The organism is Pseudomonas sp. P4_C4 (assembly GCF_056402055.1).
On the sequence record NZ_JBFUID010000002.1, the window covers coordinates 200,219 to 222,546 of the forward strand.

Sequence of the window (22,328 nt, forward strand, 5' to 3'; positions counted from 1 at the left end):
GCTCGCGATAGCGGTCTATCAGGCGCCGATCAAGCCTGCGCCAACGCCAAATGCTCATCCGCATCCAACAGCGCTTTATCAGTCTGCTGCATCACCTGACTGGTAATCGCCCCCGCCGTCATCGACCCACTGACATTCAACGCCGTACGCCCCATATCAATCAGCGGCTCGACCGAAATCAGCAACGCCACCAGTGACACCGGCAAGCCCATCGCCGGCAGCACGATCAGCGCGGCGAACGTCGCACCGCCGCCAACCCCGGCCACACCGGCCGAACTCAGCGTGACAATCGCCACCAGCGTTGCGATCCACAGCGGGTCCAGCGGGTTGATGCCCACAGTCGGCGCTACCATCACCGCCAACATCGCCGGGTACAGGCCGGCACAACCGTTCTGGCCAATGGTTGCGCCAAACGAAGCGGCGAAACTGGCGATGGACTGCGGAATGCCCAGACGACTGGTCTGCGCCTCGATGCTCAACGGAATCGTCGCAGCGCTGGAGCGGCTGGTGAAGGCAAACGTCAGCACCGGCCAGATCTTGCGGAAGAAACGCAGCGGGTTGATCCCGGCGGCCGACACCAGCACGCCATGCACCACAAACATCAGACCGAGGCCGATGTAAGAAACCACGACAAAACTGCCGAGCTTGATGATGTCTTGCAGGTTCGAGCCGGCGACCACTTTGGTCATCAGCGCCAACACGCCGTACGGGGTCAGCTTCATCACCAGGCGCACCAGTCGCATGACCCAGGCTTGCAGGGTGTCGATGGCGTTGATCACCTTCTGACCTTTCTCGACATCATCCTTGAGCAACTGCAGGGCCGCGACACCCAGGAACGCAGCGAATATCACCACGCTGATGATCGACGTCGGCTTGGCCCGCGCCAGATCGGCGAACGGGTTTTGCGGAATGAACGACAGCAACAGCTGCGGCACATTCAGGTCGGCGACCTTTCCTGCGTAATCGGTCTGGATGGTTTGCAGCCGGGCCATTTCCTGGGTGCCGGCCACCAGGCCTTCGGCGGTCAGGCCGAACAGGTTGGTCAGGCCGATGCCGATCAAGGCCGCGATGGCCGTGGTGAACAGCAGCGTGCCGATGGTCAGGAAGCTGATCTTGCCCAGAGACGAAGCATTGTGCAGACGGGCCACGGCGCTGAGGATCGAGGCGAACACCAGCGGGATCACGATCATTTGCAGTAGCTGCACATAACCGTTGCCCACCAGATCGAACCAGCCGATCGAGGTTTTCAGCACCGGGTTGCCGGCACCGTAGGCAGTGTGCAACGCCACACCGAACGCCACGCCCAGCACCAGCGCGAGCAGGACTTTTTTCGCCAGGCTCCATGTGGTGTGGCGGGTTTGCGCCAGGCCCAGGAGCAGGGCGAGGAACACCAGCAGATTGAGGATCAGCGGCAGATTCATGAAAACTCCGAGTGAGACTTGTGCCAGCTACCGTCCGGGGCAGCTGCGAACCGGCAAGCCTAACAGCTTGAAAACTAATGAATTAATATCAAAAACGCATGGTTTCCGTCGTTTTTGGAATAAGCGGATGTCGCTGTCAGAAATGCAACTGGCGCGAAAGGGACGCGGGCGGTCGCTGACAGACGAGGACTGTCACACTTATTTGTTAGCGTCGATGTCTTTCATTCAGGGTCTTTTTATAAGGGAAGCATGCCAATGAAGTTCGCACCGAAATTGCTGGCAGCAGCACTTTGCCTGGGCCTCGCCGGCCAGGTGCTTGCAACGGATCTGAAGCACTGGCCCGCCGATCAGGCCAAGGCGCTGGACGCCATGATCGCCGCCAACGCCAACAAGGGTAACTACGCGGTGTTCGACATGGACAACACCAGTTACCGCTACGACCTCGAAGAGTCGTTGCTGCCGTTCATGGAGAACAAGGGCCTGATCACCCGCGACAAGCTCGATCCCTCCCTGAAACTGATGCCGTTCAAGGACACCGCCGACCACAAGGAAAGCCTGTTCAGCTACTACTACCGCCTCTGCGAAGTCGACGACATGGTCTGCTATCCATGGGTCGCCCAAGTGTTCTCCGGCTTCACGCTCAAGGAACTCAAGGGCTATGTCGACGAGATGATGGCGTCCGGCAAACCAGTGCCGGCCACGTATTACGAAGGCGACGTGGTCAAGAAACTCGACGTCAACCCGCCGAAAATCTTCACCGGCCAGCAAGAGCTGTACAACAAATTGATGGAGAACGGCATCGAGGTCTACGTGATGACCGCTGCCTCCGAAGAACTGGTGCGCATGGTCGCGGCCGATCCCAAGTACGGCTACAACGTCAAACCGCAGAACGTGATCGGCGTGTCGCTGCTGCTCAAGGACCCGAAGACTGGCGAACTGACCACCGCGCGCAAGCAGGTCACCGCCGGCAAATATGACGAGAAGGCCAACCTCGGCCTGGAACTGACCCCGTACCTGTGGACCCCGGCAACCTGGATGGCCGGCAAGCAGGCGGCAATCCTGACCTACATCGACGAGTGGAAAAAACCGGTGCTGGTTGGCGGTGATACCCCGAGCAGCGACGGTTACATGCTGTTCCACAGCGTTGACGTGGCCAAGGGCGGCATCCACCTGTGGGTCAACCGCAAGGACAAGTACATGACCCAGATCAACGGCATGATGGCCAAGAACGCCGCGGCCCAGGCCAAGGAAGGGTTGACGGTGACTGCGGACAAGAACTGGGTGATCGTGAAGCCTGAAGAAATCCAGTAAGACCAGGCTTTAGATTCTCTGTAGGAGCGAGCTTGCTCGCGATGGTCGTTAAACGATAACGCGGGCTTTCTGATTTAGCGCGGTGTCTTTGCGTTCATCGCGAGCAAGCTCGCTCCTACAAGATTCTACGGTCCAACATAAATCGTAGGCATACCCACAATCCCTGTGGGAGCGAGCTTGCTCGCGATGAGGCCAATCGGTGCAATGAAAGCCTCCGCTTGAACGACATCTCCTGACAGTCGCAACCTACGCATTCTTGCGTAAGGGACTACGACTACGCCAGAATCCGCCGGCTTGTGCGCCTGGGGGGCGGCTTCTATCGTTTCCGCGTCACTGAACATCAGTGATCGGGTTTGGTAGCCCGTGTTCACCTCGGCGCATTGCGCCACCCTTTGCAGGGTTCGTTTCTGTCTCTGCTCATATGGTGGCCATGCGCAGGGCATCTTCGGACGCGCCGGGTTCCTGGTGACCGGTCTACCAACCTGCGTGTGGCCGCCACCCATCGTTTGGTAGCGAGGGTGATGGCTCCTTTTTTCTCACCCGGAGTTCCATCAATGCTCAAAATTACCCCCGATCCCCCAAATACCGACAACCTCTCCGCCCACATCAACACCACCCCGCGCAAACCCAACCGAACATTCTTGATCGCGCCCGGCCTCGATACCGAAACCCTGTTGGCCCACGCCTGCGAATCCCTCGCCTCGGCCAATGTGATGGCCAGCGATTTCGCCGGCCTGCTGGAAGGCTCGCAACGCAGCACGATGCTGGGGATTGCGCAGGTGATCATGTTGGGCGAGCTGGCGGTGAATCAGGCGTTGGATAACCTCGACCCGCAGGAATAGCGCGGACAAAAAATGCCCCGCACTTGGCGGGGCATTTTCATGTTCGACGGTTATCGCGAGTACACAGTTGTCCATATCCAGTCTCATTTCAGAATTGACTTACATCAATCAAGGAAACGTCTGATTTATCCTCCACTTCGCCTCTTCTAGCGTGCGTCCTTTCGATCTGACAAGGACATATTTCGCATGAGGCGCTACTACATCACCGTCGGGGCCAAAACCACCGTCAAGGGAACCGTCGTCAGCGGTTGGCATCGCGGCAGCATCAATGGCCAGGCACTGGCCCGCGAAGGCGATGAGGTCAAGTGCCCGGAATGCGACAGCACCGGGACAATCATCTGCGTCGGCCCACGCCTGTCGGAGGATTGGGAAGGACGCAAGCCCGCGCTGGATGGCGACCTGTGCAAGTGCAAGTGCGATCCATCGCCCAAGTTGATCGCCAATCAGACCATGAGGAGCCAAACGATCGAAGGCGGCAGCATTGCGTCGTCTGCCCGAGCCGCGGCTCAATCCGCCGCACCGGTCGAAGCTCGTAAGCCGACAGCCGAACCGAGCCCCTCCAGCGTCCGTCCTGCAACGAGCTACGGCGAGCAGTCGGGACAGGTCTGCCAGAACCTTTGGCGCAGCTATCAGCAAAGAGCCGAAGCCATCGTGGCACCGGGCGGTATCCTGATCGCCGACCCCAAGGCGCGTAATCGGGCGATCAATGCGGCGTACGCCCGATTGTGGCTGGAGGATCAGCGCTTCCAATGGGCGGGCCTCGCGGCGTTCGCCTCCAAGCAGGTGGGGTGTGGGTTGTTACATGCGGCTGAATCAGTCGAGAGGATTCAGAATGAATACGAGGCGGGAAAGCGCATGGTCGACAGCGCCCAGCGTCGCTGGAAATTCTTTGGGATTGAATTGTTCGGCAAGACAGACAAACAGTCGCAACGCGACTACGAGCTAACCCGAAGCAATAATCCGATACCGGGCATTGACCTGCGTAACGACAGCGAATCATTGTCGTACGTGCAGAAGCAACTCCAGTACGTGCACGACATGCTGGCGCTGGGCAATACCACGCTGTTTCTGGATGTGTTTCCGCTACATGCTTTTTACAAGGAGCGTGGGTTGTGGGCGCTAAAGACATGCCTCGCTTCACGAAAAAACATATTTGGGCATCTACAACAACCAGTGTTATGGCCGATCGAGCAGGAAAAACTGGAGTTTGGCACTTACCATGAGGAAATACTGCAAGCCTTCGCTGCCATTGAGGCTGGCAACATTGCCGAAAGCGTTGTGCATCTGGCTTGGCACGAACAACAGAACATTCTGCAATCAGCAATGTACAGCGACGCGCAGCTGGTATCTCTGCTACGTGACAATCAATTTGCCTATGTCACGAACTTCCCCACCGGCGCCGCTGCAGCCGTCGAACTGACCCTGGCCAGCCAGTGCCGTCCCAGCGAAGACGGACGTACAGTTGGCTTCAGCAGCGATTACTTTGCCAACCTGGCCGATATCGATCAGCGCATGCCCTTTGTGCTCAAGGCCGCGACGCAATTTGATGATCTGCTACGACGCTCTGATCGCCACCTGATCGAACAGGCGATTCTCGACATTGCCGCAGGCCGGGGCGTGCGATGAGTCTGCTGCGACGCATGGATTGGCGACGCAGGATCTTGTCACTCGCAGTCGCGGCGCTGCTGATAGTGGCAGCAGTCCGAGCGCTTTCGGGCGAGCCGGAGATTGCACTGGTGATTGGCGAGCCTTGGGAAATCATGCGTCAGCGCTCCAGCGCGGTCATTGATCCAGCCATTGCTGGGCATTTTTGGGGGAGATTGCCCAAGTCGGATGCTCGTCTTCGTTTCCTGGATTCTCAGTTCGGATTCGTGACCCCATTAGCTCGCTTTTTCACGGTTAGTTTCGATCGTGATGGGTTAGTCAGAAGTCTCCGCATGTCCCCACAAATCGAGCCGCTGTTACTCGACGATACCCTCAAGGTCGTGCTGGATTTGCAGGCGCAATGGCGCCACGGTGGCTGGATACCCATTCGGGTCAACGACGACCCACCGTTTGCTGACACTCCCGAATGGCGGGCTCGGTTGCGAGACGTGAACAAAGGCGGCACGTCTACTTGGCAAGCGGGTAATCAGTATCAAGCGATGCTGGTGGTCAATCGTTTTAGAGACGACAAGCGTCCCAAAGAGGAGCGTTATCTCATCAAGCTACAAGTAGCTAGGCCGTGGGTAAATCCTTGACTCGCGCTTCCGAGAGTTTATGCAGCTCGAGAGCTTTTTAATGGAATAGATATACATGGTTGTATGCATTCTTCGGTCGGCTATGTATATAGCTGGAGGCGTCCTGCCTGCCTTAGGACTGGCGTTTCTCAGCCTGGTTTTTATGGGGTCCGGTGAGGTTTTTTACGTGTTGCTCAGCACGCTCGCATGGCTGGGAACCTGCGGACTTGTTTTGGCGGCGTTAAACAGACCCGCTACTACCGAGTTGCGACGTAGGCTGGCTATAACAGCAATGTTAATGATGGGATTACTGGCGATGTCTCCTCCGTTGCTGATTTTGTTTACATACCCCGACCACGACATATGGATTAGCTGGGCAATCTTGGGGCCAACACTGTTGGCACTTCACTACATTTGGCAAGTTGCGCGGATCTCATGCTCCGGAAAATGACGAGGTCACAAGAAGGATATGATCGGCTGGTAATTGATCCAAAATAAATGCCCCGCACTTGGCGGGGCATTTTTTGTTCGACGCTTAAGCCTTACAGCCCGTCAAGCATCGCCTTGTTACGCACAGCACCCTTGTCGGCACTGGTGGCCAGCAGGGCGTAGGCTTTCAGCGCGGTGGTCACTTTACGTGGACGCACTTCCACCGGTTTCCAGCCCTTCTTGTCCTGCTCGACCCGGCGTGCAGCCAACTCGGAGTCGCTGACCAACAGGTTGATCGAGCGGTTCGGAATGTCGATCAGCACCTTGTCGCCGTTCTGCACCAGGCCGATCGCGCCGCCAGCAGCCGCTTCAGGCGAAGCATGGCCGATGGACAGGCCCGAGGTGCCGCCGGAGAAACGGCCGTCGGTGAGCAGGGCGCAGGCTTTGCCCAGGCCTTTGGATTTCAGGTACGAAGTCGGGTAGAGCATTTCCTGCATGCCCGGGCCGCCTTTCGGGCCTTCGTAGCGAATGATGACGATGTCGCCTTCTTTCACTTCGTCAGCGAGGATGCCGCGCACGGCGCTGTCCTGGCTTTCGAAGATCTTGGCGTTGCCTTCGAACACATGGATCGATTCGTCGACGCCAGCGGTTTTCACCACGCAGCCGTCCAGGGCGATGTTGCCGTAGAGCACGGCCAGGCCGCCTTCTTGCGAGTACGCGTGCTCGACACTGCGGATGCAGCCGTTTTCACGGTCGTCGTCCAAGGTTTCCCAACGGGTCGACTGGCTGAACGCGGTTTGCGTCGGGATGCCCGCCGGACCGGCCTTGAAGAAGTGGTGCACGGCTTCGTCGGTGGTCTGGGTGATGTCCCACTTGGCGATGGCTTCTTCCATGCTGCGGCTGTGCACGGTCGGCAGCTGGGTGTGCAGCAAGCCACCACGGGCCAGCGAACCGAGGATGCTGAAGATGCCGCCGGCGCGGTGCACGTCTTCCATGTGGTACTTCTGAATGTTCGGCGCGACCTTGCACAGTTGCGGCACGTGACGGGACAGGCGGTCGATGTCGCGCAGATCGAAATCGATCTCGGCTTCCTGGGCAGCGGCCAGCAAGTGCAGGATGGTGTTGGTGGAACCGCCCATGGCGATGTCCAGGGTCATGGCGTTTTCGAACGCCTGGAAGTTGGCGATGTTGCGCGGCAACACCGACTCGTCGTTCTCGCCGTAGTAACGCTTGCACAGCTCGACGATGGTGCGGCCGGCCTGCAGGAACAGCTGTTCGCGGTCACTGTGGGTGGCCAGGGTCGAACCGTTGCCCGGCAATGCCAGGCCCAGTGCTTCGACCAGGCAGTTCATCGAGTTGGCGGTGAACATGCCAGAGCACGAACCGCAGGTCGGGCAGGCGCTGCGCTCGTACTCGGCGACTTTCTCGTCAGAAGCGCTGGAGTCGGCGGCGATCACCATGGCGTCGACCAGGTCGAGGCCGTGGGAAGCGAGTTTGGTCTTGCCGGCTTCCATCGGGCCGCCGGAGACGAAGATCACCGGGATGTTCAGGCGCAGGGACGCCATCAGCATGCCTGGGGTGATCTTGTCGCAGTTGGAGATGCACACGATGGCGTCGGCGCAATGGGCGTTGACCATGTACTCGACGGAGTCGGCGATGATCTCGCGGCTCGGCAGCGAATAGAGCATGCCGTCGTGGCCCATGGCGATGCCGTCATCGACAGCGATGGTGTTGAATTCCTTTGCCACGCCGCCAGCGCGTTCGATCTCGCGGGCGACCAGTTGCCCCAGGTCTTTGAGGTGCACGTGGCCCGGTACGAACTGGGTGAACGAGTTGGCAATGGCGATGATCGGCTTCTTGAAGTCGTCATCTTTCATCCCCGTGGCGCGCCACAGTGCACGGGCGCCGGCCATGTTGCGGCCATGGGTGGATGTTTTCGAGCGGTAATCAGGCATGAAGCACTCCGGGCGGCTAATCAGGTATCAAAAGGGAAGTGAGCTTCTATTGACGTCTGGAACACTCAGAAATGGCCGCGTGTCCGGAAGTTGCCGATAACTTTGCGGGATCGCCGCGCGCTTCAGCTTGAGCTCATAAACCCGCCGGGGATGACTGGCGATGAATGTTCGCGATTCTACACGGCTGGCGGCTGGAGGGAATGGCCGCAAGCATTCACGAGACGTGTGGAAAGACGCAATCCTGTAGGAGCGAGCCTGCTCGCGATGAACCTGAGAACGCCGCGGGGTGTCAGGATGCCAGCGTTATCGTTGGCGACCATCGCGAGCGAGCTCGCTCCTACAGTGGGCTGTGTTTCAGAGCCAGATGGCGTCCCATAGCGGATATTTGCCGATATGGTCGACTAGCCTTGCTCGCAATGGGTTGGCAACGATGTATCGGGCCATCGCTTTCAGATCGTCCTCGCGACGCAACGCCCGGTCAAAATAACCTTTTTGCCATAGCGTCTCGTGACAGCCTCTCGCTTTGTTGATAGCGCGGGCGCTTCGAGATTTGGTGGCTTGCATCAATTTCGGCAAATCACCGCTATGCAACTCGACGAGCCAGTGAAAGTGATCTGGCATGATCACCCAGGCAATAGAGGAGGCTTGGCCGTCCTCAGTTGCCTTCCTGAATTCGCTTACCACCAGGCGTCCAATACGCCAGTCCTCGAAGATTGGTTGTCGCTGGTGGGTGACCGCTGTGAGCAAATAAGTCCGACCGGTTTCCGAGTAGCGGCCGGTGCGTAAGTGATGGGCATGGGATGTGTTGGACATTCCTTGGTCCTCTTCTGCGATTGGAAGAGAAACGGTAGGTGAGGAGGGGAAGCTTGTCGGTCCGACAGTAGTTCCAGATGTGTCTTATGTCTGTAGGAGCGAGCTTGCTCGCGATGAACCAGAGGGCAACTCGTTCATCCAGAATGAGCGCGTTATCGTTCACGACCATCGCGAGCAAGCTCGCTCCTACAAGTCAGCGTCCGATCCTGGTGTTCGTCAGCAAACCCCAAAGACTGAACACGATGTAGCTGACAGCAATGGTCATCAGCAAATTGTCCCCGGTTTGTGCGAGGGCGGCGCTGCTGAGAGCCGCAGTGATGAACATGATGCTGTTGCCTGAGGATGCGGCCGTCCCGGCGCTGTTTGAGTACAGCAACATGGCTGCGGAAATGGCGGCAGGCCGTACCAGGGTTACCGCCAGAGCACTGATCACCATCGGTATGAGCAGGGTAATGGTTGTCATCGCCTCAGAACGGATGATCAACGCCAACAACAGGCCGGCGGCACCCAGTAATCCGAGGCCGATGTTGATTTGCACAGAGAGGGAGATATGTTTCTGCACGGTGGTAGCAACGACTCCACCCAGGAAATAGGCGATCCCATACACCATAAGTACCCACGCGTACTGGTACTCGGACAGTTTCAACTCATCCATGAAAATCAGCGGTGTCACGCTGATCAACGCGAAATAACAAGCGAACACTAACGCGGCTATCCACCAATAGCGGATGAAGTCTTGATTTTCAGCGATGGATTTCAGCGTGCGGATGACTGAAACGGGTGTTTTTTCTGGGAGGGCTGCCTTGGAAGGCAGTATCAGTTGGGCATGGATCAGCATGCCGAGCGCCATGAGCGCAAAACCATAAAAACTACCCTGCCAATCGAAAGTGGTTTGTAGCCAAGAGCCTAACAGCGGTGCCAGTGCAACAAAGGAACCGCTCAGCGTCATGTAATAAATGCGCACCCGGGCCCTATCCTGTTCATCGAACAAATCCTCCACCAGTGCATGACCCAACACAAAAAAACCACACCCGATGGCTTGGACTGCACGAAACGCCAGGAAGCTTGGGAAGTCCGTCGCCAGCGCGCAACCTATCGAGCCGAGGGTAGAAACAACGATGCAACCAAGAAGAACTTCCTTGCGCCCCCACTTATCTGAAAGCGGGCCGGTTATTAATTGAGAAAACGCAAAAACCAGCGTGAACAGGCTGATAGAAAGGGCGATGTCAGCGGTTGAACTGTCGAACTTCGCGGCCAGGGCAGGAAAAGAAGGCAGGAGGATGTTCAGTGGGAAAAAACTGATTAGCGAGATATTGGTAATCAGGATAAAGCGGGAGACTCGTTGGCGTTTCAGTTCGCCACTTAGAGCTGGGTAAGAGGACTCAGACATTGTTTTTGTTTTCCGGAGTGATCAAGCGTTCATGCTTGAAACCAGAAACCGATACTAGTCTGGGACGCAGGCAATTCAATCAAAAGCGCTGTAGGAGGCTTCCTGTTTTGAAGCAGGGAACCTCTGTAGGAGCAGCCGGTCGACGCTCGATTGCTCCGGGCGGCGTTCCGACGATGAGCCTGAGAGCGCCGTGGGGCGTCAGGCTGCCAGCGTTATCGTTGACGACCATCGCGAGCAATCGAGCGTCGACCGGCTGCTCCTACAGTGGGTTGCGGTTTTAGCTGTTAGGCAGCAACCGGCAGGTGATGCTCTTGATGTAGCGGGTTTCAGCGATAGCCGGATGCACCGGATGATCCGGACCCTGACCGCCACGTTCCAGGATCTGGATATTGCGGTCCAGGTGGCGGGCGCTGGTCAGCAGGATGTTCTGCAGGTCGTCTTCCGGCAGGTGCATCGAGCATGATGCGCTGACCAGGATGCCGTCCTTGGTGAGCAGGCGCATGGCTTGCTCGTTCAGACGACGGTAGGCGCCTTCGCCGTTCTTCATGTCTTTCTTGCGTTTGATGAACGCCGGCGGGTCGGCCACGATCACGTCGAAGCGTTCTTCGCTGGCTTTCAGCTCTTTCAGGGCTTCGAACACGTCGCCTTCGATGCAGGTCATTTTCTCGGCGAAGCCGTTCAGTGCGGCGTTGCGCTCGACACCATCAAGGGCGAAGGCCGACGCATCAACGCAGAACACTTCGCTGGCGCCGAACGCGGCAGCCTGCACGCCCCAGCCGCCGATGTAGCTGTACAGGTCGAGCACGCGTTTGCCTTTGGCGTAGGGTGCCAGGCGTGCGCGGTTCATGCGGTGGTCGTAGAACCAGCCGGTTTTCTGGCCCTGGATGACCGGTGCTTCGAATTTCACGCCGTTCTCTTCGAGGGCAACCCACTCCGGCACCAGGCCGAACACGGTTTCGACGTAGCGGGTGAGGCCTTCGGCGTCACGGGCAGCGGAGTCGTTCTTGAGCAGGATGCCGCTTGGCTTGAGCACTTGGGTCAGCGCCGCGATCACATCGTCTTTATGGGCTTCCATGGTGGCCGAAGCGATCTGTACTACGAGGATGTCGCCGAAACGGTCGACCACCAGGCCCGGCAGCAGGTCGGAGTCGCCGTAGACCAGGCGATAGAACGGCTTGTCGAACAGGCGATCGCGCAGGGACAGGGCCACGTTCAGGCGGTGTACCAGCAGCGATTTATCCAGCGGCAACTTGATGTCGCGCGACAGCACACGGGCACAGATCAGGTTGTTCGGGCTCATGGCAACGATGCCCAGCGGCTTGCCGCCAGCGGCTTCGAGGATTGCCTGGTCGCCGGCCTTGAAACCGTGCAAAGGCGTAGCGGCTACATCGATTTCGTTGCTGTAGACCCACAAGTGACCGTTGCGCAGACGACGGTCGGCGTTGGCTTTGAGGCGCAGGCTAGGCAGGGACATGTCGTCGCTCCGGAAAAAAGAGCGGGAGTATAGCGTGTTGAGACCCCGGATTGGCCTGCAAGTGGACATGTGGCGAGGGTTGTCTTGCGATTTGGTATGTCGGATCCAACTTCATAAAGGTTAGAATCACCGCCTGACCCTGAGTGTGCACAAATGTCCCAAGAGCTGACTTCCGAACAGATCCAACAAGCCCTGCAGGGCATCAGCGTACCGGCCCAGCCGCAAATCATGGTGGATTTGCAGATGGAGCAGTACATGCCCGACCCGGATCTGGAAGTCATCGCCAAGCTGATTTCCCAGGACCCGGGTCTTTCCGGTTCCCTGCTGAAGATCGTCAATTCGCCGTATTACGGCCTGAGCAACAAGATTGCCTCGATCCAGCGCGCGGTAAATCTGCTGGGCAGCCGCTCGGTCATCAACCTGATCAACGCGCAGTCGATCAAGGGCGAGATGAATGACGACACCATTGTCACCCTGAACCGTTTCTGGGACACCGCCCAGGACGTGGCCATGACCTGCCTGACCCTGGCCAAGCGCATCGGCGTTGAAAATGGCGACGAAGCATATGCCCTGGGCTTGTTCCACGACTGCGGCGTCCCGTTGATGCTCCAGCGTTTCCCCGACTACATGGGCGTTCTTGAGCAGGCCTATGCCAGCGCCAGTGCCGAATGTCGGGTGGTGGATACGGAGAACCAGGTGTTCAATACTAACCACTCCGTGGTCGGGTATTACACGGCCAAGTCCTGGCGTCTGCCGGAGCACGTGAGCGCGGCGATCGCCAATCACCACAATGCCCTGGCGATCTTCAGCGATGAGTCGTCGCGCAACAGTTCACTGAAGAACCTGCTGGCGATACTGAAAATGGCCGAGCATATTTGTGCTTCTTATCGGGTACTGGGCAGCCAGACCGAAGATCACGAGTGGAACAGCATCGCGGCGCTGGTGCTCGATTATGTCGGCCTCTCGGACTACGATTTCGAGACCCTCAAGCAGACGATCCGCGACCTCGGCACTCATCGCTGAGTGTCGGAATTTTCTTCTTTCAAGAGCGCACCATGCCTGAACTGCCAGAAGTCGAAACCACCCGTCGCGGCATCGCGCCGTACCTGGAAGGCCAGCGCGTCAGCCGGGTGATCGTGCGTGATCGGCGCCTGCGCTGGCCGATTCCCGAGGACCTCGATGTGCGCCTGTCCGGCCAGCGCATCGTATTGGTGGAGCGGCGCGCCAAGTACCTGCTGATCAATGCCGAAGTCGGCACCTTGATCAGCCACTTGGGCATGTCAGGCAATTTGCGGCTGGTGGAAGCCGGGTTGCCGGCGGCCAAGCATGAGCATGTGGACATCGAGCTGGAGTCGGGCCTGGCCCTGCGTTACACCGACCCGCGGCGCTTCGGCGCAATGCTCTGGAGTCTCGATCCGCTCAATCATGAATTGCTGATCCGCCTGGGGCCTGAGCCGCTGACCGACCTGTTCGATGGTGAGCGCCTGTTCCAGCAGTCCCGTGGCCGCTCGATAGCGGTCAAGCCGTTCATCATGGACAACGCGGTGGTGGTGGGCGTTGGCAATATCTACGCGACCGAAGCGTTGTTCGCCGCCGGGATCGACCCGCGCCGCGAAGCCAGGAGCATTTCCCGTGCGCGTTACTTGAAGCTGGCCATCGAGATCAAGCGCATCCTGGCGGCCGCCATCGAGCGCGGCGGTACCACGCTGCGGGACTTCATCGGTGGTGATGGACAGCCCGGTTATTTCCAGCAGGAACTGTTCGTGTACGGCCGTGGCGGTGAGCACTGCAAGGTTTGTGGCACGGGGCTGCGGGAAGTGAAGCTCGGGCAGCGCGCCAGCGTTTTTTGCCCGCGTTGTCAGAGCTGATACGCGCGACAATCCGTTAGAGATTCGGCGTGGCTGATGGCCTCATCGCGAGCAAGCTCGCTCCCACAGGGGTTTGTGAACGACACAGATCCAGTGTGGGAGCGAGCTTGCTCGCGATGAGGCTCGAAAGAGCACTACATCATTCAAGCCTTCCCGGTAATTTTCCGGTACTTCTCCATCAACTGTTCTTCAGTCTCCGGATGAGCTTCGTCCAGTGGAATGCAATCCACCGGGCAGACCTGCTGGCACTGCGGTTCGTCGTAGTGGCCGACGCACTGGGTGCACAGGTTCGGGTCGATCACGTAGATCTCTTCGCCTTGGGAAATGGCGGCGTTCGGGCACTCGGGTTCGCAAACGTCGCAGTTGATGCAATCGTCGGTGATGATCAGGGACATGCTAACTCCAGCCAGGGCGACAGGCCCGGGCGCAATAAACCAATGCGCACAATTGTGCCGCATTGGCGCCTGCGTTGCACGCAGGCGCGACGTACTGTAGGAGCCAGCCTGCTGGCGATGAACCCGAGAACGCCGGGGGGTGTCAGGTTTCCCGCGTTATCGTTGACGTCCATCGCGAGCAGGCTCGCTCCCACAGTTGCCAGATTTACTTCTTGAAGCGCTCGGTCAGGGCGTCCGCCACCACAGGGTGGACGAACTTGGTGATATCGCCGCCCAGGGCTGCGATTTCACGGACCAGCGTCGAGGAAATGAACGAGTAACGCTCGGACGGGGTCAGGAACAGGCTTTCCACATCCGGCGCCAGCTGGCGGTTCATGTTGGCCAGCTGGAATTCGTATTCGAAGTCCGACACCGCGCGCAATCCACGCAGGAACACGTTGGCGTTCTTCTCTTTGGCGAAGTGCGCCAGCAGCGTCGAGAAACCGACGACTTCAACGTTCGGCAGATGTTTAGTGACCTCGCGCGCCAGTTCTACCCGTTGTTCCAGAGGAAACAGCGGGTTTTTCTTCGGGCTCGCGGCGACGGCGATGATCACGTGATCGAACAGGCGCGAGGCGCGTTCGACCAGATCGCCATGGCCCTTGGTAATAGGGTCGAAGGTACCTGGGTACAACACTCGGTTCATCGCGTCGTCCTGGCGGGAATCCGTTGGGGAGTCGGATGGTATCGCAGCCTTCCCGGTCGGCCAAGTCGCCTGTTGGGTAAGAAAGCACTATAGACGATAGAAATTATCGTCATTTTCATGGGTTTTTTAAACGTTCGGCCAGGGATGTCGCCAGTTGCGCTGTCAGTCCGTAGACCGACAACTGCGGATTGGCGCCAATGCTGGTGGGGAACAGCGAGCCGTCGTGAATCGACAGATTGCCCAGTTGATGATGCCGGCCGAGGCTGTCGGTCACCGCGATTGTCGGGTCTTCACCCATGGCGCAACCGCCCATCACATGGGCGCTGCCCAGCCGTGTGCGATACAACTCCAGGCTCAGGTCGTCGATCAGCGTGCGCGCTTCGGCGAGGGTCTTCACGTAGCGGGCGTCGGCGTGCATCGGCATCACGGCCTTGGCGCCACCGGCAAACTGGATCTCGGCCATGGTATGGAACGCCCGGCGCAATCCATCCCAGGCGTAAGGCGAGAGCTGATAATCCAGCACCGGTGTGTCATCGCTGCGCAATTCGACGCTGCCACCGGGGCTGTCCGGGTGAAAACCGTCCCGCAGTAACGCCAGCATGGCGTGGGTATGCGGCAGATTGGCCATGTGCTGCGAGTTTTCCTGGCCGAAACCACCGAGCAACGTCGTGGCCAGCGCCGGGTGCAGGGGTGGGACTTCCAGTTTGAAGGACATCTTGCCGGTGGTGCCGTCCTGCCATTGGAAATGGTCGGAGTAAATCGACTGCGGCGCGCCGTAGAACGGGTTGACCACTTCGTCGAACAGCGCGGCGGACATGTTCACCGGGTGCAGGAAGGTGCGTTTCCCCAGGCGTTTGTGCGGGTCGGGTGCCCCGGAGCGCATCAGCAAGGCCGGGCTGTTGATGCCGCCACCGGACAGCACGAAATGCCGCGCCTTGACCGTGACGGTGCGCCCGGTCGGTGCGACGCAGCGTTCATCCATCGTCGAACATTGCAGGCCGGTGACCTTGTCACCGCTGATCATGAGTTTTTCGGCGCGGGCCAGGTAAAGCAGCTCGCCACCTTTTTCCAGGGTTGCTGGAATGGTGGTGACCATCATCGATTGCTTGGCGTTGGTCGGGCAGCCCATGCCGCAGTAGCCGAGGTTCCAGCAGCCGCGAACGTTGCGCGGGATGACGTGCCATGAGTAATTCAGTGCTTCGCAGCCCTTGCGGATCACATCGTTGTTGGCGTTGGGGGGCACCATCCACGGCGCGACACCCAGGCGTTGCTCCATTTTCTCGAACCACGGCGCCATTTCCGCCGGGCTATGACCCTTGACGTTGTGCTCTTTGGCCCAGTGTTCCAGGGTCGGTTCCGGAGTGCGGAAACTGGAGGTCCAGTTGATCAGCGTGGTGCCGCCCACCGCCCGGCCCTGGAGGATGGTGATCGCGCCGTCTTTGCTCATGCGGCCGATGCCTTCCTGATAAAGGCTGCTGTAGGCCTGGTCTTCGAGCAGCTTGAAGTCGCTGCTGGTCTTGAGTGGGCCTTCTTCGATCAGCAGCACTTTGTAGCCGGCCGCGCTGAGAATTTCGGCGGTGGTGCCGCCACCGGCTCCGCTGCCGATGATCGCCACGTCCACTTCGAGTGTCAGGTCCTGGGTCAGTTGCGAGCCGTTGTAGGTTTTCCAGCCTCGGGCCATGCCTTCGCGGAACGGATCAGGTACGGGCATCTTCGGGTTCTCTTTTTATTATCGGGGTACACGGTCAAGTGTGGGAGCGAGCCTGCTCGCGATAGGGGCGACTCGATTTCAGACTGTTGGCGGCCCGGGATACCCGCAATGCGCCCACGATTCCTTGCGGCCGTACCAGGCCATCATCACCAGTTGCAGCAGGGAACTGTGGCCCATGCGCAGCAGGCTCAACGAGCTGTTTTCCCAGCGGTTCAGAAACTGCCGGGTATCATCGGCGCTGGCGTTTTCCCAGCTGCCCCAGATCCCGGTCAGCGGTCCGCGGGTCACGGCCATGCCCAGTACATCGAACAGTTGCCTGGTCAGCTTGAGCATTTCCGGTGACAAGTGAGCGAGGTTGTAATCAAGGCTTTTCAGTGTGCCCTCGACAGCCTCGGGCATCCGTTCGGCGGTCACGGCACCTTCGAGCATGACCGGTATCAACGCCCGCAAAAACAGCAGGTCGCCGCTGCGTAACGTGACGAAACCATTGGCCGGGACACTCGACGAGCAACCGCTGAGGCTGGCTCCGAGCCCGGCGGTGGCGAGGAATGCTGTGGCGCCGAGGCTGAATTTGAGCAGCCCGCGCCGTGACAGCGCGGGTGTATCGGACAGGCTGGGGTTCATTATTGTTATTACCCGACGGTGACGATCGTTAGCGGATGAACAGCTTCTGGATCAGCTTCTGGATGGTTTTGCCGTACGGTGGGTAAATCAGTTTCGCAGCGTTGAACCGCTGTTTGATCAACACGCCCTTGGCTTTGCTGAAGGTCAGGAACCCTTCATGGCCGTGGTAGTGGCCCATGCCCGAGGCACCGATGCCGCCGAACGGCATGTCGTCCTGGGCGACGTGCAGCAGGGTGTCGTTCAGGCACACGCCACCGGAATGTGTTTCGTGCAGAACGCGCTGTTGTTCGCGCTTGTCGTAGCCGAAGTAATACAGCGCCAGTGGGCGTGGGCGCTGGTTGATGTAGGCAAATGCCTGGTCCAGATCCTTGTACGGCACGATCGGCAGCAGCGGCCCGAAGATCTCGTCCTGCATCACCGTCATCTCGTCAGTGACATTGAGCAGCAGGCTATGGCTCATGCGTCGGCCCTGGCCCTGGTCGAACAGCGGCATCAGCAACGCACCCTTGCTGGTGGCATCGCTGACGTAGCCGTTTAGGCGCGCCAGTTGTCGCTCATTGATGATCGCGGTGTAGTCCGGGTTGTCGGCCAGCGTCGGATAAAACCCGCGGACGGCAGCGCGATAGGCTTCGACGAAACCTCCGACGCGATCTTCCGGCACCAGTACGTAGTCAGGGGCCACACAGGTCTGGCCGGCGTTCAAGGTTTTGCCGAAGGCGATACGCTCGGCGGCGTCCTTGAGCGGCACGTCGCGGGAAACAATGGCCGGGGACTTGCCGCCCAGTTCCAGGGTTACCGGGGTCAGGTTTTCCGCGGCGGCGCGCATGACGTGTTTGCCGATGCTGGTGGCGCCGGTGAACAGCAGGTGATTGAACGGCAGGCGTGAAAACGCCACGCCCATATCAGCCTCACCCAGGACCACGCAAACCAGGTCTTCGGGGAAGATTCGCGCCAGCAGTTGCTTCATCAGCAGGCCGGTCGCGGGGGTCGACTCACTGAGCTTGAGCATCACCCGATTGCCCGCCGACAGCGCGCCGACCAGCGGGCCGATGGCCAGGTACAGCGGGTAGTTCCACGGCACGATGACCCCGACCACGCCCAGCGGTTGGTAAACGACTTTGGCCGAAGCCGGCTGGAAGGCGGCACCGACCTTGCGCCGCGACGCTTTCATCCAGCCTTTGAGGTGTTTGCTGGCGTAATGGATGCCGTGCAGGCTGGGCATCAGTTCGGCGAGCAGGGTTTCATCGGCGCTGCGATGGCTGAAGTCCTGGCTGATCGCATCGATCAGGGCCTGGCGTTCCTTGTTCAACAAATCCTTCAGCGCCTTGAGCCATTGTTGGCGCTGCGCGGCGGGTGGCATCGGGTTGGCGGCGTAGGCGGCACGCTGGGCGTCGAACAGGGCCTGAAGCTCTTCCAGCGGCTGCTGTAGTTTCTGCAGGTAGGAAATTTCAGCAGTCATGGTCGGCTCCGGATTTATTGTAATGAGGCATTTTTTAGAGTCTATGCTCTAAAAAGTCAAATGACATCCTGAAACAGCTTTGTTTTATCCGCTCGCGGATAGATCTAAGATGCCCGTCAACGCACTCTGAATTAAAGCTCAAGCCATGGCCCCACGGATCAAAACCAGCGAGCGCATCGTGCAGAACAGCCTGGAGCTGTTCAATCAACAGGGCGAGCGCAGCATCAGTACCAACCACATTGCTGCCCACATGGAAATTTCCCCGGGCAACCTGTACTACCACTTCCCTAACAAGCAGGCGATCATCGCTGTGCTGTTCAGCGAGTACGAAAGCCTCGTGGACAGCTTCCTGCGCCCGCCCCAGGGCCGTGCTGCCACGGTGGAAGACAAACGCTTCTACCTCAAGGAGCTGCTGGCGGCGATGTGGCGTTACCGGTTTCTGCATCGCGATCTCGAACATTTGCTCGACAGCGATCCGGACCTGGCCGACCGCTATCGACGCTTCTCCCAGCGCTGCCTGATCCAGGGTTCGGCGATCTACGAAGGTTTTGTCGCCGCCGGCATCCTGAAGATGGACAAGGTGCAGATCGAATCCCTGACCCTCAATGCCTGGATCATCCTCACGTCCTGGGTGCGCTTCCTGTGCACCACGCGGGAGAATTCCAGCCACCTCAGCGAGCAGGCCATTAAACGCGGGGTGTATCAGGTGCTGGTGCTGGAGGCCGGGTTCGTCACGGATGAGGCCCGCGATGCGGTCAACGCCTTGTTCGAAGAGTTTTACGTGCCCCTGGCCCAGGCGCTTGAGGAAGTGTCGTAGGATCGAAGTCCGATAAAAATCACAGGAGCCTGTTATGCCCATTGCGCAACTGATCACCCCGCAAGCACTGGACCTGAAAAAGGATCAGCCGGGGCTGGTGATTCTGGATTGTCGTTTTGCCCTCGAAGACCCGGATTACGGTCAGCGCAGCTATGCCGAAGGGCACATTGCCGGTTCGAGCTATGCCGACCTTGAGCGTGATCTGAGTGGCGCCGTGGTCAAGGGTGTGACCGGACGTCATCCGTTACCCGAACCGGCGCAACTGATCGAGCGCCTGCAAGCCTGGGGTATCAACGCCGACAGCGAAGTGGTTCTGTATGACGACGGTCCGGGTGCCTATGCGGCGCGGGCCTGGTGGTTGCTGGCATGGCTGGGCAAGCGCGATGGCGTATTCATCCTCGATGGCGGGCTCAAGGCCTGGCATGCGGCGGGGTTGCCGTTGAGCCTGGATACGCCGGCGATCACCCGTGGTTCCTTCACCGGCAGTCCTGACACGGCGTTGCTGATCAGTGCCGAGCAGTTGCAAAAGCGCCTCGCCCGGCCGGAACTGACCCTGCTCGATGCCCGCGCACTGCCGCGTTTCAAGGGTGAAGTGGAGCCGATCGATCCGGTGGCCGGGCACATTCCCGGCGCCCAGTGTGCGGCGTTTACCGACAACCTGGGCAGTGACGGGCGCTTCCTGCCGGCCGATCAGCTCAGGCAGCGTTTCGCTGCGAAACTGGGTGATCGTTCGCCGACCGATTTGGTGGCGTACTGCGGTTCCGGCGTGACGGCGTGCCACAACCTGTTTGCGTTGTGCCTGGCCGGTTATCCGTTGGGTTCGTTGTATGCCGGGTCGTGGAGCGAATGGATCAACGAGCCTGCGCGGGGCATTGCCACCGGCGAATGAGCACCACGAAACCCTGTGGGAGCGAGCTTGCTCGCGATGGGGCCATCACATTCAGTATTGATGCTGATTGTTAAGCCGCCATCGCGAGCAAGCTCGCTCCCACAGGGATGGACGGTGTTTATGAGACTTCGTTAAGCCTCAAGTCCCCGCTTTGCACTGCGATACGCCCCCGGCCCAACCCCATACACTTGCTTGAACTGCCGGCTCAGATGGCTCTGGTCGGCAAACCCAAGTTGCATTGCGACCTCCAGCGGTAAACAACCACGTTGCAGCAACGTCCGCGCCCGGGCGATGCGCTGTTGCATCAGCCAGGTGTGCGGCGGCATGCCGGTGGCGCGGCGGAACACTCGGGCGAAATGGAATGGCGAGAGATTGACCGCCGCCGCCAGCGCCTCCAGTGAGGGCGGTGCTACCAGTTGCGCCTGCAGCAATTCCTTGGCCAGGCTCACAGCCCGGTGTTCCTTGCCGGGTTTGCCGGCATCGGGCACCGCCGCATGACGCTGCAACAGCGACAGCACCAGTTCGCGCCAGACCGTTTGTTGCTGCAATGCCGTGGCGGGGCTTTCCAGCAGGTGGTGGAGTTGGCAGAAACCGTTCACCAGATCCTGATCGCGATACAGTGTGGCACCGAAGGCCGGCAAGTGGTGGGTTGGTAATTCGAGTTCGGCCAGCAGCGAGGTTATCTGTCCGCTGTCCGGATAAAACGCCCGGTAAAGCCAGCCATCCTCGGTACCTTTATGACCGGTGTGCAATTCATCGGGGTTGATCAGCACCAGCGTGCCGCTGCCCGCCAAGTGTTCGGCACCGCGATAACGATAACGCTGGGCGCCGGCCATGATCATGCCGATCACATAGCCGTCATGCACATGGGGCGCGAAACGATGATCGATGTAGCGTGCGGACAATAATTCGACCCCGGCCAGTGGCGCGGTTTGCCAGAAATGAATCGACTCGCCCTGATCGCTGACCATGGCTTTACTCGCGAGCCACGGCGGCCAGCCACTCGGGGATGCGCCGTTCCAGGTAGTAACCCGGTTGCCTGAGCGTGCCGTCTACGAAACCGACGTGCCCGCCCTTGGCTTGCAGTTCAAATTGCGTACAGGCGGACAATTCATCGACGTGCGGCAGGCTGTGGGGAAATACGAAGGGGTCGTCGGCCGCCTGAATCATCAGGGTCGGGGTGCGAATTTCGCCGAGGAAGTAGCGGCTCGATGCGCGGCGATAGTAATCCTCGGCATCGACAAAGCCGTTCAGCGGTGCGGTAACCCGGCCATCGAAATCCCAGAACGTGCGCATGTTTTCCAGCGAGCCAAGTGCGGCCAATGCGGCCAGGCCATCCTCGTGTCCGTCATGCTGGAACTGCCGCTGTTTGTTCTTGATGTAGGCGAGCATCTCGCGCATGAAATGCGCCTGATAGACCTTTGAGAAACCCTGGTCGATACGGTCGGCGCACTGGTCCAGGCGGAACGGCACCGACACCGCCACGGCGCCCATCAAGTCGCTGTCGCTACCGGTTTCGCCCAAATGCTTGAGCAGGATATTGCCGCCCAATGAGTAGCCGACAGCATACAGCGGAGCGAGAGGCCGTTTGGCCCGCAAGTGTTTGATGGTTTCGGCCAGGTCTTCGCTGGCACCGGAATGGTAGCTGCGCGGCAACAGGTTGGGTTCGCCCGAACAGCCGCGCCAGTTCAGCGCAACGCTGGCCCAGCCTCGGTCGCCCAAGGCTTTTTGCATGCCGGCGACATAAGGCGAATTCGAGGAGCCGGTGAGCCCGTGCAACACGAGCACCAAGGGTGCATCGGCGCTGTGCGGGCCGTGCCAGTCGAGATCGAGAAAATCGCCGTCTTCAAGCCAAAGACGTTCGCGTTCGCGGCCGATGTGCACGGTTTTACGCCACAGAGGCCCCCACAAGGTTTGCAAGTGCGGATTGCCGATGCCAAAGGCGGGGGTAAAGGACGGCGGTGAGGCCAGTGCGGGGTGCGGTTGCACAGTCATTCTCGGTGGAAGTGTTCATGAGTCTGCCCGA

20 protein-coding genes are annotated in these 22,328 nt (G+C 59.4%); 8 read left to right on the forward strand and 12 right to left on the reverse strand.

The features are described 5' to 3' along the window. Window positions 1-29 precede the first annotated feature (29 nt). Window positions 30-1,421: an L-cystine transporter gene (locus AC1DXW_RS02510; RefSeq protein WP_477759742.1), complete on the reverse strand. Its 1,392-nt coding sequence runs from the start codon at window positions 1,419-1,421 to the stop codon at window positions 30-32. A gap of 255 nt (window positions 1,422-1,676) precedes the next feature. On the opposite strand from AC1DXW_RS02510, the gene AC1DXW_RS02515 reads away from it, so the two are divergent. From AC1DXW_RS02515 to AC1DXW_RS02530, 4 genes are all read left to right on the forward strand, one after another. After that, on the forward strand, window positions 1,677-2,732 hold the full coding sequence (locus AC1DXW_RS02515) for an HAD family hydrolase (protein ID WP_477753559.1): 1,056 nt from the start codon (window positions 1,677-1,679) through the stop codon (window positions 2,730-2,732). A gap of 554 nt (window positions 2,733-3,286) precedes the next feature. After that, the gene (locus tag AC1DXW_RS02520; RefSeq protein WP_477753560.1) at window positions 3,287-3,574 is read left to right on the forward strand and encodes a DUF6124 family protein; all 288 of its coding nucleotides are present in this window, start codon (window positions 3,287-3,289) and stop codon (window positions 3,572-3,574) included. Between the two features lie 186 nt (window positions 3,575-3,760). Further along, window positions 3,761-5,200 carry a PAAR domain-containing protein gene (locus AC1DXW_RS02525; protein WP_477753561.1) on the forward strand — a complete coding sequence of 480 codons (1,440 nt, stop codon included), beginning with the start codon at window positions 3,761-3,763 and terminating at the stop codon, window positions 5,198-5,200. After that, the gene (locus tag AC1DXW_RS02530) at window positions 5,197-5,814 is read left to right on the forward strand and encodes a hypothetical protein (protein WP_477753562.1); all 618 of its coding nucleotides are present in this window, start codon (window positions 5,197-5,199) and stop codon (window positions 5,812-5,814) included. The genes AC1DXW_RS02525 and AC1DXW_RS02530 overlap by 4 nt, the downstream gene beginning before the upstream one ends. Window positions 5,815-6,335: 521 nt before the next feature. On the opposite strand, the gene ilvD is transcribed toward AC1DXW_RS02530, so the two are convergent. The 4 genes from ilvD to AC1DXW_RS02550 form a co-directional block, all read right to left on the reverse strand. After that, entirely contained in the window at window positions 6,336-8,177 is a 1,842-nt protein-coding gene (gene ilvD / locus AC1DXW_RS02535) for a dihydroxy-acid dehydratase (protein WP_477753563.1), read from the reverse strand. Window positions 8,178-8,531: 354 nt separating this feature from the next. Continuing rightward, window positions 8,532-8,990: an REP-associated tyrosine transposase gene (locus AC1DXW_RS02540; protein ID WP_477753564.1), complete on the reverse strand. Its 459-nt coding sequence runs from the start codon at window positions 8,988-8,990 to the stop codon at window positions 8,532-8,534. Between the two features lie 193 nt (window positions 8,991-9,183). Then, on the reverse strand, window positions 9,184-10,380 hold the full coding sequence (locus AC1DXW_RS02545) for an MFS transporter (protein WP_477753565.1): 1,197 nt from the start codon (window positions 10,378-10,380) through the stop codon (window positions 9,184-9,186). Window positions 10,381-10,657: 277 nt separating this feature from the next. Further along, on the reverse strand, window positions 10,658-11,854 hold the full coding sequence (locus tag AC1DXW_RS02550; protein WP_477753566.1) for a class I SAM-dependent rRNA methyltransferase: 1,197 nt from the start codon (window positions 11,852-11,854) through the stop codon (window positions 10,658-10,660). Window positions 11,855-12,007: 153 nt separating this feature from the next. On the opposite strand from AC1DXW_RS02550, the gene AC1DXW_RS02555 reads away from it, so the two are divergent. Both AC1DXW_RS02555 and mutM read left to right on the forward strand, forming a co-directional pair. Then, window positions 12,008-12,877, forward strand: coding sequence for an HDOD domain-containing protein (locus AC1DXW_RS02555; protein WP_477753567.1), 870 nt, complete (start codon window positions 12,008-12,010; stop codon window positions 12,875-12,877). A 32-nt stretch (window positions 12,878-12,909) separates the two neighbouring features. After that, the gene (gene mutM, locus AC1DXW_RS02560) at window positions 12,910-13,722 is read left to right on the forward strand and encodes a bifunctional DNA-formamidopyrimidine glycosylase/DNA-(apurinic or apyrimidinic site) lyase (RefSeq protein WP_477753568.1); all 813 of its coding nucleotides are present in this window, start codon (window positions 12,910-12,912) and stop codon (window positions 13,720-13,722) included. A 143-nt stretch (window positions 13,723-13,865) separates the two neighbouring features. Here the strand turns inward: mutM and AC1DXW_RS02565 are convergent, their stop codons facing one another. The 5 genes from AC1DXW_RS02565 to AC1DXW_RS02585 form a co-directional block, all read right to left on the reverse strand. Then, window positions 13,866-14,117, reverse strand: a complete 252-nt coding sequence (locus AC1DXW_RS02565) for a YfhL family 4Fe-4S dicluster ferredoxin (RefSeq protein ID WP_003195146.1) — start codon at window positions 14,115-14,117, stop codon at window positions 13,866-13,868. Between the two features lie 205 nt (window positions 14,118-14,322). Then, window positions 14,323-14,802, reverse strand: coding sequence for a pantetheine-phosphate adenylyltransferase (gene coaD / locus AC1DXW_RS02570; protein WP_046039203.1), 480 nt, complete (start codon window positions 14,800-14,802; stop codon window positions 14,323-14,325). Window positions 14,803-14,917: 115 nt separating this feature from the next. Next, entirely contained in the window at window positions 14,918-16,513 is a 1,596-nt protein-coding gene (locus tag AC1DXW_RS02575) for a GMC family oxidoreductase (protein WP_477753569.1), read from the reverse strand. A 78-nt stretch (window positions 16,514-16,591) separates the two neighbouring features. Beyond that, window positions 16,592-17,137 (reverse strand): twin-arginine translocation pathway signal protein, encoded by a 546-nt coding sequence (locus AC1DXW_RS02580; RefSeq protein ID WP_477753570.1) that lies wholly within the window; start codon window positions 17,135-17,137, stop codon window positions 16,592-16,594. 28 nt (window positions 17,138-17,165) lie between these two features. Further along, window positions 17,166-18,596 (reverse strand): coniferyl aldehyde dehydrogenase, encoded by a 1,431-nt coding sequence (locus tag AC1DXW_RS02585; protein WP_477753571.1) that lies wholly within the window; start codon window positions 18,594-18,596, stop codon window positions 17,166-17,168. A 145-nt stretch (window positions 18,597-18,741) separates the two neighbouring features. Between AC1DXW_RS02585 and AC1DXW_RS02590 the strand changes: the two genes are divergently transcribed. Both AC1DXW_RS02590 and AC1DXW_RS02595 read left to right on the forward strand, forming a co-directional pair. Further along, window positions 18,742-19,413 carry a TetR/AcrR family transcriptional regulator gene (locus tag AC1DXW_RS02590; RefSeq protein ID WP_223546881.1) on the forward strand — a complete coding sequence of 224 codons (672 nt, stop codon included), beginning with the start codon at window positions 18,742-18,744 and terminating at the stop codon, window positions 19,411-19,413. Between the two features lie 34 nt (window positions 19,414-19,447). After that, window positions 19,448-20,302 carry a sulfurtransferase gene (locus AC1DXW_RS02595; protein ID WP_477753572.1) on the forward strand — a complete coding sequence of 285 codons (855 nt, stop codon included), beginning with the start codon at window positions 19,448-19,450 and terminating at the stop codon, window positions 20,300-20,302. Between the two features lie 131 nt (window positions 20,303-20,433). On the opposite strand, the gene AC1DXW_RS02600 is transcribed toward AC1DXW_RS02595, so the two are convergent. Further along, complete coding sequence (locus tag AC1DXW_RS02600; protein WP_477753573.1) at window positions 20,434-21,273, reverse strand: helix-turn-helix transcriptional regulator; 840 nt, start codon at window positions 21,271-21,273, stop codon at window positions 20,434-20,436. A 4-nt stretch (window positions 21,274-21,277) separates the two neighbouring features. Beyond that, on the reverse strand, window positions 21,278-22,297 hold the full coding sequence (locus AC1DXW_RS02605; protein ID WP_477753574.1) for a hydrolase: 1,020 nt from the start codon (window positions 22,295-22,297) through the stop codon (window positions 21,278-21,280). Window positions 22,298-22,328 lie beyond the last annotated feature (31 nt).

Bases quoted from the DNA above. Each gene is read 5' to 3' on its own strand.
- AC1DXW_RS02550 (WP_477753566.1), bottom strand. From the start codon at position 11,854: ATGTCCCTGCCTAGCCTGCGCCTCAAAGCCAACGCCGACCGTCGTCTG.
- AC1DXW_RS02540 (WP_477753564.1), bottom strand. From the start codon at position 8,990: ATGTCCAACACATCCCATGCCCATCACTTACGCACCGGCCGCTACTCG.
- coaD (WP_046039203.1), bottom strand. From the start codon at position 14,802: ATGAACCGAGTGTTGTACCCAGGTACCTTCGACCCTATTACCAAGGGC.
- AC1DXW_RS02590 (WP_223546881.1), top strand. From the start codon at position 18,742: ATGGCCCCACGGATCAAAACCAGCGAGCGCATCGTGCAGAACAGCCTG.
- AC1DXW_RS02520 (WP_477753560.1), top strand. From the start codon at position 3,287: ATGCTCAAAATTACCCCCGATCCCCCAAATACCGACAACCTCTCCGCC.
- AC1DXW_RS02580 (WP_477753570.1), bottom strand. From the start codon at position 17,137: ATGAACCCCAGCCTGTCCGATACACCCGCGCTGTCACGGCGCGGGCTG.
- ilvD (WP_477753563.1), bottom strand. From the start codon at position 8,177: ATGCCTGATTACCGCTCGAAAACATCCACCCATGGCCGCAACATGGCC.
- mutM (WP_477753568.1), top strand. From the start codon at position 12,910: ATGCCTGAACTGCCAGAAGTCGAAACCACCCGTCGCGGCATCGCGCCG.
- AC1DXW_RS02545 (WP_477753565.1), bottom strand. From the start codon at position 10,380: ATGTCTGAGTCCTCTTACCCAGCTCTAAGTGGCGAACTGAAACGCCAA.
- AC1DXW_RS02530 (WP_477753562.1), top strand. From the start codon at position 5,197: ATGAGTCTGCTGCGACGCATGGATTGGCGACGCAGGATCTTGTCACTC.
- AC1DXW_RS02525 (WP_477753561.1), top strand. From the start codon at position 3,761: ATGAGGCGCTACTACATCACCGTCGGGGCCAAAACCACCGTCAAGGGA.
- AC1DXW_RS02555 (WP_477753567.1), top strand. From the start codon at position 12,008: ATGTCCCAAGAGCTGACTTCCGAACAGATCCAACAAGCCCTGCAGGGC.
- AC1DXW_RS02565 (WP_003195146.1), bottom strand. From the start codon at position 14,117: ATGTCCCTGATCATCACCGACGATTGCATCAACTGCGACGTTTGCGAA.
- AC1DXW_RS02510 (WP_477759742.1), bottom strand. From the start codon at position 1,421: ATGAATCTGCCGCTGATCCTCAATCTGCTGGTGTTCCTCGCCCTGCTC.
- AC1DXW_RS02595 (WP_477753572.1), top strand. From the start codon at position 19,448: ATGCCCATTGCGCAACTGATCACCCCGCAAGCACTGGACCTGAAAAAG.
- AC1DXW_RS02600 (WP_477753573.1), bottom strand. From the start codon at position 21,273: ATGGTCAGCGATCAGGGCGAGTCGATTCATTTCTGGCAAACCGCGCCA.
- AC1DXW_RS02515 (WP_477753559.1), top strand. From the start codon at position 1,677: ATGAAGTTCGCACCGAAATTGCTGGCAGCAGCACTTTGCCTGGGCCTC.
- AC1DXW_RS02605 (WP_477753574.1), bottom strand. From the start codon at position 22,297: ATGACTGTGCAACCGCACCCCGCACTGGCCTCACCGCCGTCCTTTACC.
- AC1DXW_RS02585 (WP_477753571.1), bottom strand. From the start codon at position 18,596: ATGACTGCTGAAATTTCCTACCTGCAGAAACTACAGCAGCCGCTGGAA.
- AC1DXW_RS02575 (WP_477753569.1), bottom strand. From the start codon at position 16,513: ATGCCCGTACCTGATCCGTTCCGCGAAGGCATGGCCCGAGGCTGGAAA.